Genomic DNA, 17,169 nt, shown 5'->3' with positions numbered 1-17,169 from the left:
GGTCTGCACGCTATAGAGCCGGTGCGCCCGTACGGACGCACCGGTGATCGCAACTCGCACTCGCGAGGGACGGGATGCAGCTTGACGATGCTTTTTTAGGCATACTACGGCCGTCGTTGAACTCTCGGTTACGCCCTCCCATGCCCCGTTTACCTCTCATCCTGATGCTGTTCTGTCTGTTCGGCCCTGCAGTCGCTGACGAGCGCACCGATGCGCGCAAGCAGATCGAAGCTGCACGTAAGGATGTCGCCGAGCTTCAGAAACTGCTCAAACAGATCGAGCAGGAGAAGTCCGCAGTCCAGAAACAGCTGCAGACCACCGAAAGCGAGATGGGCCAGCTTGAAAAGCAGGTTGACTCCTTGCAGCAGGAAATCGACCGCAGCGAGTCGGAGCTGGACCGCCTCAATGACGAAAAAACCACGTTGGAAGGGGCTCGACTCGAACAGCAGCGCTTGATCGGAATCCAGGCGCGAGCCGCCTACCAGAGCGGGCGCCAGGAATACCTTAAACTGCTGCTCAATCAGCAGAATCCCGAAAAATTCAGCCGCACCCTGACCTACTACGATTACCTCAGCAGGGCTCGTTTCGAGCAAGTCTCAGATTTCAATGAAACGCTCACGCAGCTCGCCAATGTCGAGGCTGGCATCCAGGCGCAGCAGGAAGAGCTCGCCCAGCAGCAGGACGGGCTTCAGGCGCGACGCGCTCAATTGGCCGAAGTCCGCAAGGAACGGCAGCTGGCCCTGGCCAAGCTCGATAAGGATCTATCCAGCCGCGATCAGAAGCTAAAGGCTCGAAAACAGGAGCAGGCTCAGCTTGAGCGCGTTCTCAAGACCATCGAGGAAACACTTGCGCGCCAAGCCCGCGAAGCTGAGCAGGAGCGCCAGCGAGCATTGGCCTTGGCGCGAGCAGAACAGGTACGCCAGCAACAGGCCGGACGCGAGCCCGCGGCACCAGCACCGGCAGGCCCCACAGTTTCCAGTGCCGGCGGGAATTTCGGCGGCCCCTTCGCCAACGCCAAAGGTAAGCTGCCCTGGCCTGTTGATGGAAGATTGGTCGCACGCTACGGCACTCCGCGCGGCGGTGATGCTCGAACCAAGTGGGACGGCGTGTTGATCGGTGCCAATGTAGGCACTCAGGTACGCGCTGTTCACGGCGGCCGAGTAGTATTCGCCGACTGGCTTCGAGGCGCCGGTTTGCTGGTAATACTCGACCATGGCAATGGCTATCTGAGCCTGTACGGGCACAACCAGAGCCTGCTGCGCGACGCCGGTGATATCGTCAAGGCCGGCGATCCGATCGCCACCGTAGGAACCAGTGGCGGGCAGGAAGCTGCCGCACTGTATTTCGCCATTCGCCAACAGGGTCGCCCGAGCGATCCGGCACAATGGTGTCGTGCGCAAGGATAGGCCAGCTCGGCTGAAGCGCCCCTCATAACTGGAGTCAGACATGCTGCACCTGCGCCGTTTCGCCCAACCCTCCACCCTGGCCCTGACCATCATGCTGGGGATGTACGGTAGCGCCTGGGCGCAGCAACCGCCCCCGGAAATCGCGACGGAGTCGATCCAGCTGGACCCGGCTGCCCGCAAGGCACCGCTGCCGCTGGACGAGCTGCGCACCTTTGCCGAGGTGCTGGACCGAATCAAGGCGGCTTATGTCGAGCCGGTGGACGACAAGACGCTGCTGGAAAATGCCATCAAGGGCATGCTGAGCAACCTCGACCCCCACTCGGCCTATCTTGAGCCAGAAGCATTTGCCGAGTTGCAGGAAAGCACCAGCGGCGAGTTCGGCGGTCTCGGAATCGAAGTCGGCATCGAAGACGGCTTCATCAAGGTGGTTTCGCCCATCGACGACACGCCAGCGTCAAAGGCGGGCATCGAGGCGGGTGACCTTATCGTCAAGATCGACGGCAAGCCCACCAAGGGCATGTCCATGATGGATGCCGTGGGAATGATGCGCGGCAAGCCGGGCAGCGACATTTCACTGTCGCTGGTACGTGAGGGTGGCAAGCCTTTTTCAGTGAAACTCACTCGGGCGGTGATCAAGGTAACCAGCGTCAAGAGCCAGATGCTCGAACCCGGTTACGGCTATCTGCGCGTAACGCAGTTCCAGATAAATACCGGCGAAGAAGTCGGTAAGGCGCTGGCAAAAATGCGCAAGGAAAACGGCAAGAAGCTCAATGGCCTTGTACTCGACCTGCGCAACAATCCGGGCGGCGTACTGCAGGCTGCGGTCGAAGTTTCCGATCATTTCCTCACTGACGGTTTGATCGTTTACACCAAAGGGCGTATTCCCAACTCCGAGCTTCGCTTCAATGCCGACGCGGCCGATGCCAGCGAAGGCGTTCAGCTGGTAGTGCTGATCAACGGTGGCAGCGCCTCTGCCTCTGAAATCGTTGCCGGCGCCCTGCAAGACCAGAAGCGCGGCGTTGTGATGGGCACCGACAGCTTCGGCAAGGGTTCGGTGCAGACGGTATTGCCGCTGAACAACGACAGAGCGTTGAAGCTCACCACCGCGCTCTACTACACGCCAAATGGTCGCTCGATCCAGGCTCAGGGCATTGAGCCGGACATCACCGTGACCCGCGCCAAACTTACCCGCGAACAGGCAGCCGAAGGCGTGCGCGAAGCTGATCTTGCCGGGCATCTTGGCAATGGCAACGGTGGCCCGGAACGCCCGACCATGGCGCCGATTGCAAGCGACTCGCCTCGCCCCCAGGATGATGACTATCAGCTTGGCCAGGCGCTTAACCTTCTCAAGGGGTTGAACCTTACCCGCGGCAAGTAGCAATGCGCAGGCGCTGGCTTCTGCTATTGGGTGTAGTCGCGCCGTTGTTGGGGATTGGCGCGCCGGACACAGGTGCTGATACCGGGAACCCGGCACAGCACCTGGCTGCTGTTTCGCAGATGCCGAAGCTGGCGCTGGTGATCGATGATCTGGGCCAGAACGCCTCGCGTGACGGTCGGGTTCTGGCGCTACCCGGCCCTGTCGCAATGGCTATCCTGCCGGACACCCGATACGCCACAGCCCTGTCACAGCGGGCGCAAGCGGCAGGCAAAACGGTCATGCTACACCTGCCCATGGCGCCAGCAGGCGGCCCATATGCCTGGCAACCGCAGCTGCCTCCCGAAGAATTGACCAACAGACTGGAACGCGCACTGAAAAAGGTGCCGCACGCCAGCGGTGTGAACAACCATATGGGCAGTCAGATGACCGACCGGCAACCGCCCATGGTTGCTCTGATGAGCGAGCTGCAGCGGCGCCATTTGTTCTTTCTCGACAGCCGCACCAACGCCAGAACCGTCGCCGCCGCGACCGCCCAACGGATCGGGCTGGCCAGCCTTTCACGCGACATCTTTCTCGACGATGACCCGTCGCCGGAGGCTGTTGCAGTGCAGTTTCGACAGGCTCTACAGCTGGCGCGAAAGCAGGGTTCGGTCGTGATCATTGGGCACCCGCATCAAAGCACGCTGGCCCTGCTGGAAAGGGAATTGCCGAAGCTGCGCGAACAGGGCATCGACTGGGTGGACATCGGGCAGATGATCGCTACCCGCAGCAATCGCGCCATGCTCGCCCATGGAGCGAAGGGAATCTATCGCTGACCACTGGGCTCATAGGTAGCGGCGCAGGATCGCATCGATGGCGCCGTCACTCTTCATCTCGTTGAGAGCGTTCTGCAGCTTGTTCACAACCTCATCTGGTGTCTGCTTGTTCAGCGCCAGGAACAGTTGAGCATCATTGAAACGCAGCACCGTAGTCAGGCCGCTCACTCCTTCCTGCTTGGCCAGATAAGGGCCGACTGGATCGGTCGTGGCCCAGAGATCGATCTGGCCCTTGAGCAGCTTGGCGACGTTCTCTTGGTCACGCAGTGAATTGACCGGCTCGAAGCCCTTGCTTTCGAGGTGCTGGCTTACCGCATCGTTCTTGTAAGCACCGACCCGGTACTGCTTTGCTTGCTCAAGCGAGGTCAAACGCACGGTGCTATCGGGCTTGGCCAGCAGCACCCAGCCAGTGCTTGCGAGGGGGCCGACCCACTTGAACAGGGGCTCGCGCTCCGGAGTGTAAGTGGTGGAAAAGAGACCCTGATTCGGCTGTTCCAGAACCTGGTTATAGATACGTTCCCACGGGAAGCGCAGCGTCAGGCTGTAACTGACTCCAGCACGCTTGAACATTTCGCGAACGATGTCGGCGTTGATGCCGCTGATGTTGTGGTCCGCCGCATAATTCTTGCTGTCCGCCGCCATGTTGAAGGGCGGGAAATTTTCGGTCAGCAATACCACCTTGTAGTCGTCAGGCAATGCGGCTCTGGTCGATACGGCCAGCATCATCAGCAGCCCAACTGCAATCAATCGCTTCATGACATTCCCCTGCTTGCTAAAACCCAAGCGGCAACCGTCAGCGACTTCTCGTGAGTGCCATAGGTGTGCCGCTTGCTAGGTTTAGCAACTTGCGAACCACGCATATGAATTGCAGAAGGGAAATGAGACCAATCGCACAAGAAAATATGCCAAATGGCCATCTATCCATGGCTATGCATTGCTCATGCTCGTCGCGCATGGATTCGCGAAGCGGCACGCGCACCCAAACGGTGCGCTGGCGGGCTGAGATCAATTGGCTCGCGCGATTTTGAAGCAGCTGGATCGAATCAGAGGTAACGGGCGTTGATGGTCTCGATAGTGCCATCAGCACGCATTTGCTCGAGGGCATCCTGTAACTTGCTGAGCGTTTCGTCCGATGTCTGCTTGTTCAACGCCAGGTAAAGCTCGGCACTGTCGAAGCGCAGGACCCGCTTGAAGCCCGTAATACCTTCCTGTTTGGCCAGGAAGCGTCCCGCCGGATCGCCCGTTGCCCATAGATCGATGGAGCCATTCTGGAGCTTTTCCACATTGGCTTGATCGCGAAGCGCCAATGACGGCTCGAGCCCCTGAGCCAGTAGATGTTCACCGATGGCGTCACCCTTGTACGCCCCGATACGGTACTGCCTGGCATCATCCAGACTGCTGACCTCAATGGAGCTGTCACCTCGCGCCAGCAATACCCAATCATCCGGGCCGATAGGACCGACCCACTTGAACAATTCTTCGCGCTCTGGCAACCGCGCGGTCACGAACACCCCATACCCGGGGTTTTCGAGGGCCATCTTGTAAATTCGCTCCCACGGAAAGCGCAGTGTCAGGGAGTAATCCACTCCGGCGCGCTTGAACATCTCGCGGATGATGTCGGTGGCGATCCCATGGATATTTTCATCGCGCGCGAAGTTCTTCCCGTCGACAGCCATGTTGTACGGCGGGAAATTCTCGGTGAGCAGCTCGATCCTTTCAGGCGCCGCCTGGGCGGTAACTGTTCCGAGCATCAGACTGGTCGTCAGGGCCAGAAGCGTGGACTTGAACATTGCTAGAGCTCCTTGAAACTGGACGCAAACCGCCCGACTACTTCCTTGAATGTACTGCTGCGCAATCAATGTTCAACGCATCACGATGCCGCAGCTGGCCATGTATGCCTTGGCTTCTGGCACGGTGTATTCGCCGAAGTGGAAGATGCTCGCCGCAAGTACCGCATCGGCCTTGCCTTCGAGAATTCCATCAGCCAGATGCTGAAGATTGCCTACCCCACCCGAAGCAATCACCGGGATGTTCACAGCTTCGCTGATGGCGCGCGTCACGCCGAGGTCGTAGCCGCTTTTCACGCCGTCCTGGTCCATGCTGGTCAGTAGTATTTCGCCAGCGCCCAAGGCTTCCATCTTCTGTGCCCAGAGCACGGCATCCAAACCGGTGGGCTTGCGGCCACCATGGGTGAATATTTCCCAGCGCGGGGTTTCGCCTGGCTTGGATACCCGCTTGGCGTCGATGGCTACGACGATGCATTGCGAGCCGAACCGATCAGCCGCCTCGCCGACGAATTCAGGGGTGAAAACCGCAGCGGTGTTGATCGACACCTTGTCGGCCCCGGCGTTGAGCAGGTTGCGGATGTCCTGCACGCTGCGCACGCCGCCGCCCACGGTCAGTGGGATGAACACCTGGCTGGCCATGCGTTCCACGGTGTGCAGGGTGGTATCGCGGTTGTCGACGCTCGCGGTGATGTCGAGAAAGGTGATCTCGTCAGCGCCTTGCTCATCGTAGCGACGGGCGATTTCCACAGGATCACCGGCGTCACGGATGTTCTCGAACTGGACGCCCTTGACCACGCGGCCATTGTCCACGTCGAGGCAGGGGATGATACGTTTGGCCAATGCCATGGGGCTCTCTCCGGAAGCAGCTCGAGGCTGCGCACAAACCGATCGGCGCGAATCGAGCGGGCTACCTTGCTGCAGCCCACACGTATCAGCGATTCACTCGTCCTTGAACTTCAGGTCGCAGAGCGCCTGGGCCTCGGCGACATCAAGGGTGCCTTCGTAGATCGCGCGACCGGTAATGGCGCCGACGATTCCACGGGCGTTGGTGTCGAGCAACTTCTGAATATCGCCAATATTGTGGATGCCGCCGGAGGCGATTACCGGGATGCGGCTGGCATTGGCCAGTGCCACGGTCGCCTCGACGTTGCAGCCCTGCATCATGCCGTCCTTGGCGATATCGGTGTAGACGATTGCCGAGACGCCATCGGCCTCGAAGCGGCGAGCCAGATCCACGGCTTGCACGCTGCTGACCTCGGCCCAGCCATCGGTCGCGACAAAGCCATCCTTAGCGTCCAGGCCAACGATGACCTTGCCCGGAAAGGCGCGGCAGGCTTCGCCGACGAACTCCGGCTGCTTGACCGCTTTGGTGCCGATGATCACGTAGCTGACGCCAGCGCGAACGTAATGCTCTATGGTTTCCAGTGAGCGGATGCCGCCACCGATCTGGATCGGCAGCTCCGGGTAGCGCTTGGCGATGGCGGTGACCACTTCACCGTTGACCGGCTGCCCCTCGAATGCGCCGTTGAGGTCGACAAGGTGCAGACGACGGCAGCCAGCCTCGACCCACTTGGCGGCCATGGCCACCGGGTCATCGGAAAACACCGTGGCGTCTTCCATCAGCCCCTGACGCAGACGCACGCAGGCGCCGTCCTTGAGATCGATCGCGGGAATAATCAGCATGGCTTGAACCTGTCTAAATCAAATTGGATGAGGTCAGCTCTTTTCGAGTGCCCATAAATCGCTTTCGATGCTCTCGAACCGTTCCTTCAAGTGCGTCTGCACGTCGAAAATCGCTTTGTTGTAGTAGAGCGGAGCAATTTCGCGAGCGAAAAGATCAAGCACTTCCTGCGCCTCGAACGAGCCCAGCTCCAGCTCGAAGCGATCTTCCAGAAAGCGCTTGATGACCTGCTGCGCGGCCTGTTCCTGAGAGGAGTCAAGCGTCAGGACGGGTGCCTTTAGCTTCGCCCGGCTCATTACCACCGGCCATCCCAGGCGGCGAAGTTCTGCAGCAACTGCAGGCCGTGGGTGTGGCTCTTCTCGGGGTGGAACTGCACCGCGAAGCGCGAGCCATCGGCCAGCGCCGCCGCGAAGTCCCGACCATAATGGCCGCGACCGACGACCTGACGGGGGTTGCCCGCTTCGATGTAATAGCTGTGCACGAAGTAGAATCGGCCGTCAGCGGGAATGTTGTGCCAAAGCGGATGGCTTACGGCCTGCTCCACATGGTTCCAACCCATGTGCGGCACCTTGAGGCGCTCACCGTCTTCCTCCAGATCCTTGCCGAAGAAGCGAACCTGACCAGGAAACAGGCCAATGCAGTCGACGCCGCCGTTTTCTTCGCTGCGCTCCATCAGTGCCTGCATGCCAACGCAAACACCTAGAAATGGTCGATCAACGCTGACCTCACGCACCAGCTCGTCGAAGCCCAAACGGCGAATCTCGGCCATGCAATCGCGGATCGCACCTACGCCTGGGAACACTACACGATCAGCTTCGCGTATGACCTGCGCGTCACTGGTGATCAGTACCCGACCGGCACCGACGTGCTCGAGCGCCTTGGCTACCGAATGCAGGTTGCCCATGCCGTAATCGATGACTGCAACGGTCTGCATTACAGGCAACCCTTGGTCGAGGGCATCTGGCCGGCCATGCGCTCGTCCAGCGTCACCGCCATGCGCAGCGCGCGGCCGAAGGCCTTGAATACGGTTTCGATCTGATGATGGGTGTTGTGCCCGCGCAGGTTGTCGATGTGCAGGGTAACCAAGGCGTGGTTGACGAAGCCCTGGAAGAATTCCTGGAACAGATCCACATCGAAGCCACCGACGGTGGCGCGGGTGTAAGGGACATGCATCTGCAGACCCGGACGCCCCGAAAAGTCGATCACGACACGCGATAACGCTTCGTCCAGTGGCACGTAGGAATGCCCGTAGCGGGTCATGCCCTTTTTGTCGCCAACGGCCTTGGCAAAGGCCTGACCGAGGGTAATGCCGACGTCCTCCACAGTGTGGTGATCGTCGATATGCAGATCGCCCTGGCATTCGATGTCCAGATCGATCAGGCCATGACGGGCAATCTGGTCAAGCATGTGCTCAAGAAAAGGCACACCAATGGCGAAGCGGCTCTTGCCGGTGCCATCCAGGTTGATGGTGACCTTCACCTGGGTTTCCAGGGTATTGCGCTCTACGTAAGCCGTACGTTCGGACATCAACAGCTCCGCTGATCGTGGGGCGAAAAAGAGCCGCATTATAGGCCAAACCCGCAGGTCGGGATACGCGGAGCATGCTCGAACCTGCGCCGTACGCCCGAGGATCCGAGCGTGTCGCCGCCCTCGCTGCATTTGTCGTGCAGACCAGCGGCTTCCCCGCCGCAGTCCGAGCGCCACCGGCTACCGCTGATACAGCGGCCTTTGGCCTACCGTGCGCATGCACGCCTGCACGGTTATGCTTGAACCATTACCACCCAGCACGCCAGGTCAGCATGCCCGTATTCGTCGAAACCGTAACCGACCCAAGCCAGCAGGATCGAATCGATCTGGCGAAGATATTCGCCGATGCCCCGGCATGGCTATTGGCACCGCACGCCGATGCAGCAGCGTTGATCGAGGCGGGACTGGCCGATCACAGCCTGATCGCCGGGCGCTTCAATGATCGCCTGCTGGGCGCAGGGCTTCTGCAACGGGGTGAACCGCATTGGCGCCTTTCACATCTGTGCGTGCGCAAAATCACCCGCCGTCGCGGCGTCGGCAAGCGCATTCTCGAGGAGAGCCTGCGTCTGGCTGGCGAAGCCGGGAAGGAGCTGCATCTTGCCGCGCCACGCGATCACCTCGAAGCACAGGCGCTGGCGGCCCGGACGCATCTACCGCTCGATTCACTCTAGGGCCGCCGTCTCAACACGCCGGATAGGTCAGCGCTGCCGGTCATCCCGGAACCCGGGCGCAGGCAACCACTCCAACATGCGCTGCGACTAAAGCCACCTGCTTGGGGCGCTATACTCGCTGCCTTTGAAAACGCCAAACACAAAGGACCTGTTCATGAAAGCGCTCGGCAAAATCCTGGGCCTGGTAATCCTCGGGTTGCTGCTGCTCATCGTCGCACTGGGCTTTGCCCTGACCCATCTGTTCGACCCCAACGACTACAAGGACGAGATTCGCGCCCTGGCCCGCGACAAGGCCGGCCTTGAACTCAATATTGCCGGCGACATCGGCTGGAGCCTGTTCCCCTGGCTTGGCCTGGAACTCCACGACACCACCCTGGCCAGCGTGCGCACACCGCAGCAGCCTTTCGCCGATCTACGCATGCTGGGCCTGTCTGTTCGCGTCATGCCGCTGCTCAATCGTGAGGTGCAAATGAGCGACATAACGCTCAACGGCCTCAACCTGATGCTGGCACGTGACGAGAACGGTAAAGGCAATTGGGAAGGTGTCGGCCAGCCGGAGACCAATGAAGCGCAGCCCGAGCAGTCGCAGTCAGCGGATCAGACCCAGACGCCAGCCGATGAGCAGGCAGCCGAGAAACCCAGACGCCCTCTGCAGCTCGATATCGACAGCCTGACCGTCAGCGATGCGCGCGTCACCTACCACGACGCAAAAACCGGCCAGCAATTCAGCGCCGAGGGCATCGAGCTGACCACGGGCGCCATCCGCGAAGCCACGTCGATCCCGCTCAAGCTCAACGCCTTTTTTGGCAGCAACAAACCTGTGATGCGTGCCCGTACCGAGCTACAGGGGGCGCTGCGTTTCGATACCAAACTGCAGCGCTACCAACTCGAGGACCTGCGCCTGAGTGGCGAAGCGTCCGGTGAGCCGCTGCAGGGCAAGACTCTTTCCTTCAGCGCGCAGGGACAACTGCTGGCTGACCTGGCCGCCGACGTTGCCGAATGGACAAGCCTGAAATTCACCGCCAACCAATTGCGCGGCCTTGGTGAGCTGAAGCTGCGTAACCTGCAGAATCAGCCGAAAGTCGCTGGCACCCTGTCCATCGCCGAATTCAATCTGCGTGAATTCCTCGACAGCGCCGGGCAGCAACTACCGCCCATGGCTGACAGCACCGCCCTGACCAAGGCCGAGCTGGTCACCCGCCTTGCCGGTACCGCGACGAGCCTGACCTTCGAAGAACTCAATCTGAAACTGGATGGCAGCACCTTTACCGGAAACGTCGGTGTCAGCGATTTCGCCAAGCAGGCACTGCGAGTGGATCTCAAGGGCGATCGGCTGAATCTTGACCGCTATCTGCCGCCGCCGGAAAAGGAAAACGCCGCCGGGGCCGCGCGCCGATCCGAGGTCGACGCCACTGAAGCTGCCGTGATCGGTAGCGGCACCACACCTCTGCCAGATAAGCCGACCCAGCACGCCTGGAGCGAAGAATCGGTCCTTCCGATCAGCACCCTGCGCATCCTGGACACCCGCATCAAGCTGGACATCGGCAGCTTTACAGCCATTCAGCTGCCACTCGAAAACTTCGCCCTTAGGGCACGCACCGCAGGTGGGCTGCTGACCCTAGAAGAGCTGCGCAGTGGCCTCTATAACGGGCGCCTCGAAGCTTCAGCGAGCGTTGACGTGCGCCCAGAGGCACCGTTGATGACGGCACAGACGCGCCTGGTGCGCGTCCCGGTTGAGCGCCTGATGCGAAGCCAGGGCGAAAAGGAAGTAATCAAGGGCCTGATTAATCTGGACAGCGACATCCAGACTCGGGGCAACAGCCAGAAGGCCTGGATCGACAACCTCAACGGCAAGATCGGCTTCATCATCGACAATGGCATCCTCGTCGATGCAAACCTTGAGCAGCAGCTATGCCGGGCCATTTCGACGCTCAACCGCAAACCGCTGGCCAGCGAGCCGCGTGGCAAGGACACACCTTTCCGCGAACTCAAAGGCAACCTGACCCTGCGTAACGGCGTCGCCAGTAACCCGGACCTGAAAGCGAGTATTCCGGGCCTTACCGTCAACGGCGAAGGCGACGTCGATCTGCGCGTTTTGGGCATGGATTATCGCGTCGGCATCTTGGTCGAGGGCGACAAGGGTGAAATGCCCGACCCGGCCTGCGAGGTCAATGAGCGTTACGTCGGCATCGAATGGCCGCTGCGCTGTCGCGGTCCGTTGGAGCTGGGTGCGAAGGCATGCCGCTTCGATAACGACCGCCTCGGCAAGATCGCCGCCAGGCTGGCCGGTGAAAAGCTCAACAAGACCATCGAAGAGAAGCTCGGAGACAAGGTCAGCCCCGAACTCAAGGACGCCCTCAAAGGCTTGTTCAATCGATGATCGCCGAGCCCATGAGCCCCGAGCAGTTCGGGGCTGCCGTGCTGGACTGGTATGACCGTCACGGTCGCAAGGATCTGCCGTGGCAGCAGCGCATTACTCCGTACCGGGTCTGGGTGTCGGAGATCATGCTGCAGCAGACGCAGGTCAGCACAGTTCTCGGATACTTTGACCGGTTCATGGAAGCACTTCCCACCGTGGAAGCCCTGGCCAGTGCCGACGAGGACGAGGTGCTGCACCTTTGGACCGGCCTCGGCTACTACAGCCGCGCCCGCAATCTGCACAAGACCGCCAAACGGATAGTTGCCGACCACGGCGGCGAGTTTCCACGTTGCGTCGAGCAGCTCGCCGAGCTTCCCGGAATTGGTCGCTCCACCGCGGGGGCCATTGCCAGCCTGAGCATGGGCCTGCGCGCGCCGATCCTCGATGGCAACGTGAAGCGCGTCCTTGCGCGCTATGTGGCACAGCAGGGTTATCCCGGCGAGCCGAAGGTGGCCAAGCAATTGTGGGAAGCTGCCGAGCGCTTCACGCCGCAGCAACGCGTCAATCATTACACCCAGGCGATGATGGACCTGGGCGCCACGCTCTGCACCCGCAGCAAGCCCACCTGCCTGCTCTGTCCGTTGCGCTCGGGCTGTCGTGCTCATCTGCTGGGTCGCGAAACGGAATTCCCCGTGCCGAAACCCCGCAAAGCGCTGCCACAGAAGCGCACCCTGATGCCGCTGCTGGCTAACCCGGAGGGCGCAATCCTGCTCTATCGCCGCCCTTCGACGGGGCTATGGGGCGGCCTCTGGAGCCTTCCGGAACTAGAAGATCTTGCGGCGCTGGATATCCTCGCCCAGCGCCATTCTCTGCAGATGCAGGATCGTCGTGAGCTGCCCGGCCTGACCCACACCTTCAGTCACTTCCAGCTCGCCATCGAGCCCTGGCTCATCAGAGTGCGGACCCCCGCCGGGGTCGTGGCCGAGGCTGACTGGCTCTGGTATAACCTCGCCACCCCGCCGCGACTGGGGCTCGCCGCCCCGGTGAAGACGCTGCTCAAGCGCGCCGCTGCCGAATTGAACGCAGGAGAGATGCCATGACCCGCACCGTGAATTGCCGCAAGTACAAAGAAGAACTTCCTGGCCTGGAGCGCCCGCCATATCCGGGAGCCAAGGGTGAGGACATCTACAACAACGTATCGAAGAGAGCCTGGGACGACTGGCAAAAGCACCAGACCATGCTGATCAACGAGCGGCGGTTGAACATGATGAATGCCGAAGATCGCAAATTCCTCCAGACAGAGATGGACAAGTTCCTCTCCGGCGAGGAGTACGCACAGGCTGAAGGCTACGTTCCGCCAAGCGAGTAAATGATGGGCTGGCGGTGCTGCTCCGGCCGCCCTGACGGCTTCGATTACGCTAAACGCCCGTTCTGGCTAAATATTTTCCTGAGCGCGCTTGACAGGCAAAAGCCAAATCCGTCTAATAGCGCCCCGTTGCCCAGGTAGCTCAGTCGGTAGAGCAGGGGATTGAAAATCCCCGTGTCGGCGGTTCGATTCCGTCCCTGGGCACCATCTATTAATTTCAGGTGGTGCGAAAACCACCCGAAAGCACAAGAAGCCCGCCCAGTGCGGGCTTTTTGTTGTTCGCGGTTTCTTCCCTTGGATGAGCTGGCAGATCCCGCGCCTAGGCGCCCATATCAGTTCACGGTTTGCTATTACAGGGCAAATCCGGCTTTACCCATGAGACCTGGCGCCGGTTCGGCGGCTAAACAGCCTGTTAATCTCGCCGCCCAGATTCTGCATGGAAGCCTTCATGTTGCGCGCTCTAGCCACCTTCTTGCTCATCTTTACCCTTCCTGCATCTGCCGAGTCGCTCGACTGTCGGGTGACCGGTATCGCAGACGGCGACAGCTTCAGCTGCGTTGGTGCTACAGGTGAGCAAATCCGGGTCAGATTAGCGGAGATCGATAGCCCCGAACTTCGGCAGCCCTATGGCAGCCAGGCGAGACAGGCACTTGCCAGCAACATTTTCGGCAAAACGGTGACCTTGACAATAAAGGGCCGCGACGGCCGTGGACGGACATTGGCGCAGGTCAAGCTTGGCGACCGCGACATCAATTCAGAGCTGGTGCGGACCGGATGCGCATGGGCCAATCGCGGCCATTTGGACGATCGCACCCTTCTCAATATGGAAGCAGTAGCACGCGAGCTTGGTCGTGGCTTGTGGTCATTACCCAAAGCCGATCAGCAACCACCGTGGGAGTGGCGTCAGCAGCAACGCGGCAGCCGCTAGGCGACTCCTATCCGTTCGCAGCCAGCGGTGTTGGCCAGTGAACGGGAGCCCGTAGCAAAATCTTAATGAAAGTAATTTTCATTTAGTTTACTTTCTCGCTCCCACAAAAAAGTCCAACACTGGGAGCCTCGCGTGTTTCGCAAAACCTGTCTGTGCCTTTCCGTATCCCTCGCTACCCTCTCGCTTACCTCCATGCCGACCCAGGCTGATGAAGCGACCGAACTTGAAGCCGTTACCATCAGTGCGACACGAGCCAGAAGCGAAGCGGGCAAAACACCGCAGAAGATCACAGTGATCAGTCGTGAGCAGATCGAACAGCAACTGTCGATCACTTCAGATCACGGTGCGGTGCTGAGCAATCTGATCCCGTCCTACTCGCCAAGCCGGCAGAAGATGAGCAGTGCAGGTGAGACCTTTCGCGGTCGTTCCGCGCTGATTCTCATCGATGGCGTGCCACAATCCACGCCTTTGCGAGATAGCCAGCGCGACGGGTACGTGATTGATCTGTCGATGGTCGAGCGCATCGAGGTGATCCATGGCGCCAGTGCCGAGCACGGCTTGGGTGCCACGGGCGGCATCATCAATTACGTCACCCGCCGTCCAGAAAGCGGGACGCTGCGTCAGCACGCTGGGATTAGCTTCACCGCTCCCACCGATTACGAGTCCGAAGGGCTTGGCTACAAGCTGGACTACAGAGTCGAAGGTACTCAAGGCAACTTCGACTACCTGGTCGGCACCAGCTGGCAGACTCAGGGCATGTTCTATGACGCCAAGGGCAACCTGATCGGTGTCGATGACACCCAGGGCGATGTCATGGACTCAACCAGCACTGATCTGCTGCTCAAGCTCGGTTACTGGCTGGACGACAATCAGAACATCGGTCTGATGGTCAATCGTTACCAGGTCGAGGGCGAGCACGAATACGTCAACGTACCCGGCGATGCGGATGCCGACATCCCGGCGACCTCACGCAAAGGCGACCCACTGGGCAAAGCGCCCCAAAACGAAGTGTTGGCGACGAGCCTGTCCTACAAACACGCAGACCTGTACGGCAACGAGCTGGGGCTGCAGCTCTACACTCAGCGCTTCCGCGGGCGATTCGGTGGCGGCAATAACGGGACATTTCAGGATGCGGGCATTGCACCAGTCGGCACGTTGTTCGATCAATCGCAGAACGAGTCGGACAAGATAGGTGGCAAGCTGACCCTCAGCCGTGACGGCATGTTCAATGACCGTCTGATGCTGACCGGCGGTCTCGACGTGTTGCAGGACACAACCAGCCAACAGTTGATCCTCACTGACCGCGAGTGGGTGCCGGAAACCGTGTTCCGAAACTATGCGCCTTTTCTCCAGGCCGAAATCCGCGCGCTTGAGGACCTGACGCTCTTCGTCGGCGCACGACACGAGTTCGCCGATTTGAACGTTGACGGCTTCAGGACCATCGCCTCGACCAATCCTGCGCTAGGCGGTGTCGACGTCGAGGGTGGCAACCCAAACTTCGAAGAAACGCTCTACAACGCCGGACTAGTCTGGCAGATGACCGACTGGATACAACTGTTCGCCAATTACTCCGAAGGGTTCGGCATGCCTGATGTGGGCCGCGTACTGCGGGGCATCGGGACGCCCGGTACTAGTGTCGACAACTTCCTGGACTTGCAGCCAGTGGTCACCGAGAACCGGGAGATCGGTTTTCGTCTGAACCATGGCCCATTCGATGCGGAGATCAGCTATTACGAGTCCGATGCTGATCTGGGATCGCGCCTGGACAGCGTGGGCGGCGTTTACCAGATCCGCCGTGAACGCACGGAGATCGATGGGGTGGAGTTCACCGGCGGCTGGAAAGTTAATGACATGCACCGGTTGAAGCTGATGTATGCGCAGGTCAATGGCCGCTCCGACACAGACGGCGACGGCAAGGTGGATACCGACTTGAACGGCGCGAACATCTCGCCGGATCGCTACGGTGTCAGCTGGCAGGCGAACTGGAGCGATAACCTGCACAGTCTGCTGCAGGCCAATCATTATGCCAGCCGGGATTTCGACACCCCCGGTCTGGAGTTCGATGGCTATACGCTGGTGGATGCTTTTGTGGGTTATCGCCTGCCAGTTGGCGAAGTGAGCGTTGGGATCGAGAACTTGATGAACAAGGACTACCTGACCTATTACTCGCAAGCCGCCAACACCGGAACGAAACTCACGCGAGACGGCCGGGTATTCAACGGTCGAGGACGCACGCTGATGCTGGGATATCAGGTGAGTTTCTGATCGATACTGCAGCCGCGATCCAGGGTACGGCATCTTAAGTCTCGGATAGTTTTAGCCGCTCTGACTTAATTCTGGGCTAGGCTGGTAGCAGCTAGACGAAGCCGCATCGGGCAGCGTCTGGCTGCGTCATGTCGCCATGGAATGCAGCCAACACCCAAGGAGCCAAGCAGTGCAGTGGGTAACTACCATCCTGATGATCGGATTGATCTCTGCTGCCGCTCAGGCCAATGCGCAACAGTGGCATTTCGTAACCGAGGATTTTCCACCCTTCACCTACCCCGCCGATCCCACCTTTGATACCACGCCGAGTGCCGGCGTCAGCGCGGGCGGCCCATTGGTGGAAGTGGTGCAGGCGATTTGCGCGCGCCTGCATCAACCCTGCACGATTACGCTGTATCCGTGGCGTCGGTCCCTGCAAATGGCAGAGCAGGGCCTCGCCGATGGCATCTTCACCCTTGTCCGTTCTCCGCAGCGCGAAGAAATCTTCCACATCAGCCGAATGCTGGTCACTACGCGCTACAGCGTCTTCGCTCGAACCGACAGCACCTTTGTCTTCAACAAACCGAGCGACCTCGCTGGCCGACTGATTGGCGTGTACGGCCCATCCGGAACGTCCTACATACTGTCCGAACGCCTCAAGTCGGTGCCCGACGTACGCCTGCACCTGACGGCTGACAATCGTCGCCTGTTGCGCATGCTGCACTCCGGCCGGTTCGGCAAGGAAGGGTTGGCCGTGCTCAACCAGGACGTCGCCTGGCATCTGATCGACGAGGAAGGCATCGCGGGCCTTCGGGAAGCAGGTGAAATGGGCCCTATCACCTATGGCATAGGGCTGTCCCGCAAGACCGTGAGCGAGGCACAGTTCGAGGCATTCCAGCAGGCGATGGACCAGGCCATTGCCGACGGTACAGTGCCGGCGATCCTGCGTCGTCATCAGCTCGAAGCAGCCTACTGAGCACGAACTTTCCGCGAGCTGGAGGGGCGTA

Annotated in this window: 17 protein-coding genes and 1 tRNA gene; 11 read left to right on the top strand and 7 right to left on the bottom strand. The window is 60.2% G+C overall.

All coding sequences use genetic code 11. From position 1 onward, the window contains the following. Nucleotides 1-140 precede the first annotated feature (140 nt). Genes EA797_RS01155 through EA797_RS01145 form a run of 3 tightly spaced genes read left to right on the top strand, consistent with a single transcriptional unit; the run spans nucleotide 141 to nucleotide 3,599 of the window. Complete coding sequence (locus tag EA797_RS01155) at nucleotides 141-1,406, top strand: murein hydrolase activator EnvC family protein (RefSeq protein ID WP_122163364.1); 1,266 nt, start codon at nucleotides 141-143, stop codon at nucleotides 1,404-1,406. A gap of 40 nt (nucleotides 1,407-1,446) precedes the next feature. After that, the gene (locus EA797_RS01150) at nucleotides 1,447-2,784 is read left to right on the top strand and encodes a S41 family peptidase (RefSeq protein WP_122163363.1); all 1,338 of its coding nucleotides are present in this window, start codon (nucleotides 1,447-1,449) and stop codon (nucleotides 2,782-2,784) included. Between the two features lie 2 nt (nucleotides 2,785-2,786). Then, nucleotides 2,787-3,599 carry a divergent polysaccharide deacetylase family protein gene (locus EA797_RS01145; protein ID WP_122163362.1) on the top strand — a complete coding sequence of 271 codons (813 nt, stop codon included), beginning with the start codon at nucleotides 2,787-2,789 and terminating at the stop codon, nucleotides 3,597-3,599. 9 nt (nucleotides 3,600-3,608) lie between these two features. Here EA797_RS01145 and EA797_RS01140 read toward each other — a convergent pair whose 3' ends face one another. The 7 genes from EA797_RS01140 to hisB all read right to left on the bottom strand — a co-directional run bounded on the left by EA797_RS01140 (nucleotide 3,609) and on the right by hisB (nucleotide 8,594). Then, entirely contained in the window at nucleotides 3,609-4,355 is a 747-nt protein-coding gene (locus EA797_RS01140; protein WP_122163361.1) for a substrate-binding periplasmic protein, read from the bottom strand. A gap of 287 nt (nucleotides 4,356-4,642) precedes the next feature. Then, nucleotides 4,643-5,389 (bottom strand): substrate-binding periplasmic protein, encoded by a 747-nt coding sequence (locus EA797_RS01135; protein WP_122163360.1) that lies wholly within the window; start codon nucleotides 5,387-5,389, stop codon nucleotides 4,643-4,645. A gap of 72 nt (nucleotides 5,390-5,461) precedes the next feature. Then, nucleotides 5,462-6,232, bottom strand: coding sequence for an imidazole glycerol phosphate synthase subunit HisF (gene hisF / locus EA797_RS01130; protein ID WP_122163359.1), 771 nt, complete (start codon nucleotides 6,230-6,232; stop codon nucleotides 5,462-5,464). Nucleotides 6,233-6,325: 93 nt separating this feature from the next. Further along, the gene (gene hisA, locus EA797_RS01125) at nucleotides 6,326-7,069 is read right to left on the bottom strand and encodes a 1-(5-phosphoribosyl)-5-[(5-phosphoribosylamino)methylideneamino]imidazole-4-carboxamide isomerase (RefSeq protein WP_122163358.1); all 744 of its coding nucleotides are present in this window, start codon (nucleotides 7,067-7,069) and stop codon (nucleotides 6,326-6,328) included. Nucleotides 7,070-7,102: 33 nt separating this feature from the next. Beyond that, complete coding sequence (locus tag EA797_RS01120) at nucleotides 7,103-7,363, bottom strand: DUF2164 domain-containing protein (RefSeq protein ID WP_122163357.1); 261 nt, start codon at nucleotides 7,361-7,363, stop codon at nucleotides 7,103-7,105. Then, complete coding sequence (hisH, locus tag EA797_RS01115; RefSeq protein ID WP_122163356.1) at nucleotides 7,363-8,001, bottom strand: imidazole glycerol phosphate synthase subunit HisH; 639 nt, start codon at nucleotides 7,999-8,001, stop codon at nucleotides 7,363-7,365. The genes EA797_RS01120 and hisH overlap by 1 nt, the downstream gene beginning before the upstream one ends. Continuing rightward, nucleotides 8,001-8,594 (bottom strand): imidazoleglycerol-phosphate dehydratase HisB, encoded by a 594-nt coding sequence (gene hisB / locus EA797_RS01110; protein ID WP_122163355.1) that lies wholly within the window; start codon nucleotides 8,592-8,594, stop codon nucleotides 8,001-8,003. Before hisB ends, hisH begins: the two co-directional genes overlap by 1 nt. A gap of 272 nt (nucleotides 8,595-8,866) precedes the next feature. Between hisB and panM the strand changes: the two genes are divergently transcribed. The 8 genes from panM to EA797_RS01070 all read left to right on the top strand — a co-directional run bounded on the left by panM (nucleotide 8,867) and on the right by EA797_RS01070 (nucleotide 17,138). Further along, nucleotides 8,867-9,265, top strand: coding sequence for an aspartate 1-decarboxylase autocleavage activator PanM (panM, locus tag EA797_RS01105; RefSeq protein ID WP_122163354.1), 399 nt, complete (start codon nucleotides 8,867-8,869; stop codon nucleotides 9,263-9,265). 154 nt (nucleotides 9,266-9,419) lie between these two features. Continuing rightward, the gene (locus EA797_RS01100) at nucleotides 9,420-11,645 is read left to right on the top strand and encodes an AsmA family protein (protein ID WP_122163353.1); all 2,226 of its coding nucleotides are present in this window, start codon (nucleotides 9,420-9,422) and stop codon (nucleotides 11,643-11,645) included. A gap of 11 nt (nucleotides 11,646-11,656) precedes the next feature. After that, complete coding sequence (gene mutY, locus EA797_RS01095; protein WP_122164638.1) at nucleotides 11,657-12,724, top strand: A/G-specific adenine glycosylase; 1,068 nt, start codon at nucleotides 11,657-11,659, stop codon at nucleotides 12,722-12,724. After that, entirely contained in the window at nucleotides 12,721-12,993 is a 273-nt protein-coding gene (locus EA797_RS01090) for an oxidative damage protection protein (RefSeq protein ID WP_122163352.1), read from the top strand. The genes mutY and EA797_RS01090 overlap by 4 nt, the downstream gene beginning before the upstream one ends. Before the next feature lie 128 nt (nucleotides 12,994-13,121). Further along, nucleotides 13,122-13,197: transfer RNA gene (locus tag EA797_RS01085), tRNA-Phe, on the top strand. A 241-nt stretch (nucleotides 13,198-13,438) separates the two neighbouring features. Continuing rightward, complete coding sequence (locus EA797_RS01080) at nucleotides 13,439-13,918, top strand: thermonuclease family protein (RefSeq protein ID WP_122163351.1); 480 nt, start codon at nucleotides 13,439-13,441, stop codon at nucleotides 13,916-13,918. A gap of 132 nt (nucleotides 13,919-14,050) precedes the next feature. After that, nucleotides 14,051-16,183: a TonB-dependent receptor gene (locus EA797_RS01075; protein ID WP_122163350.1), complete on the top strand. Its 2,133-nt coding sequence runs from the start codon at nucleotides 14,051-14,053 to the stop codon at nucleotides 16,181-16,183. A 193-nt stretch (nucleotides 16,184-16,376) separates the two neighbouring features. Continuing rightward, nucleotides 16,377-17,138 (top strand): substrate-binding periplasmic protein, encoded by a 762-nt coding sequence (locus tag EA797_RS01070; protein ID WP_122164637.1) that lies wholly within the window; start codon nucleotides 16,377-16,379, stop codon nucleotides 17,136-17,138. Nucleotides 17,139-17,169 lie beyond the last annotated feature (31 nt).

Source organism: Stutzerimonas zhaodongensis (assembly GCF_003696365.1).
Classification (GTDB): Bacteria; Pseudomonadota; Gammaproteobacteria; order Pseudomonadales; family Pseudomonadaceae; genus Stutzerimonas; species Stutzerimonas zhaodongensis.
Note: the sequence above shows the minus strand (reverse complement) of the source record. Positions and strands in the feature narration are given on the sequence as shown.

Excerpts from the sequence above, each read along its gene's own strand:
- panM (WP_122163354.1), top strand. The coding sequence starts at position 8,867 with ATGCCCGTATTCGTCGAAACCGTAACCGACCCAAGCCAGCAGGATCGA.
- EA797_RS01070 (WP_122164637.1), top strand. The coding sequence starts at position 16,377 with ATGATCGGATTGATCTCTGCTGCCGCTCAGGCCAATGCGCAACAGTGG.
- EA797_RS01155 (WP_122163364.1), top strand. The coding sequence starts at position 141 with ATGCCCCGTTTACCTCTCATCCTGATGCTGTTCTGTCTGTTCGGCCCT.
- mutY (WP_122164638.1), top strand. The coding sequence starts at position 11,657 with ATGAGCCCCGAGCAGTTCGGGGCTGCCGTGCTGGACTGGTATGACCGT.
- hisB (WP_122163355.1), bottom strand. The coding sequence starts at position 8,594 with ATGTCCGAACGTACGGCTTACGTAGAGCGCAATACCCTGGAAACCCAG.
- EA797_RS01135 (WP_122163360.1), bottom strand. The coding sequence starts at position 5,389 with ATGTTCAAGTCCACGCTTCTGGCCCTGACGACCAGTCTGATGCTCGGA.
- EA797_RS01100 (WP_122163353.1), top strand. The coding sequence starts at position 9,420 with ATGAAAGCGCTCGGCAAAATCCTGGGCCTGGTAATCCTCGGGTTGCTG.
- hisF (WP_122163359.1), bottom strand. The coding sequence starts at position 6,232 with ATGGCATTGGCCAAACGTATCATCCCCTGCCTCGACGTGGACAATGGC.
- EA797_RS01140 (WP_122163361.1), bottom strand. The coding sequence starts at position 4,355 with ATGAAGCGATTGATTGCAGTTGGGCTGCTGATGATGCTGGCCGTATCG.
- hisH (WP_122163356.1), bottom strand. The coding sequence starts at position 8,001 with ATGCAGACCGTTGCAGTCATCGATTACGGCATGGGCAACCTGCATTCG.
- EA797_RS01080 (WP_122163351.1), top strand. The coding sequence starts at position 13,439 with ATGTTGCGCGCTCTAGCCACCTTCTTGCTCATCTTTACCCTTCCTGCA.
- EA797_RS01150 (WP_122163363.1), top strand. The coding sequence starts at position 1,447 with ATGCTGCACCTGCGCCGTTTCGCCCAACCCTCCACCCTGGCCCTGACC.
- EA797_RS01120 (WP_122163357.1), bottom strand. The coding sequence starts at position 7,363 with ATGAGCCGGGCGAAGCTAAAGGCACCCGTCCTGACGCTTGACTCCTCT.
- EA797_RS01145 (WP_122163362.1), top strand. The coding sequence starts at position 2,787 with ATGCGCAGGCGCTGGCTTCTGCTATTGGGTGTAGTCGCGCCGTTGTTG.
- hisA (WP_122163358.1), bottom strand. The coding sequence starts at position 7,069 with ATGCTGATTATTCCCGCGATCGATCTCAAGGACGGCGCCTGCGTGCGT.
- EA797_RS01090 (WP_122163352.1), top strand. The coding sequence starts at position 12,721 with ATGACCCGCACCGTGAATTGCCGCAAGTACAAAGAAGAACTTCCTGGC.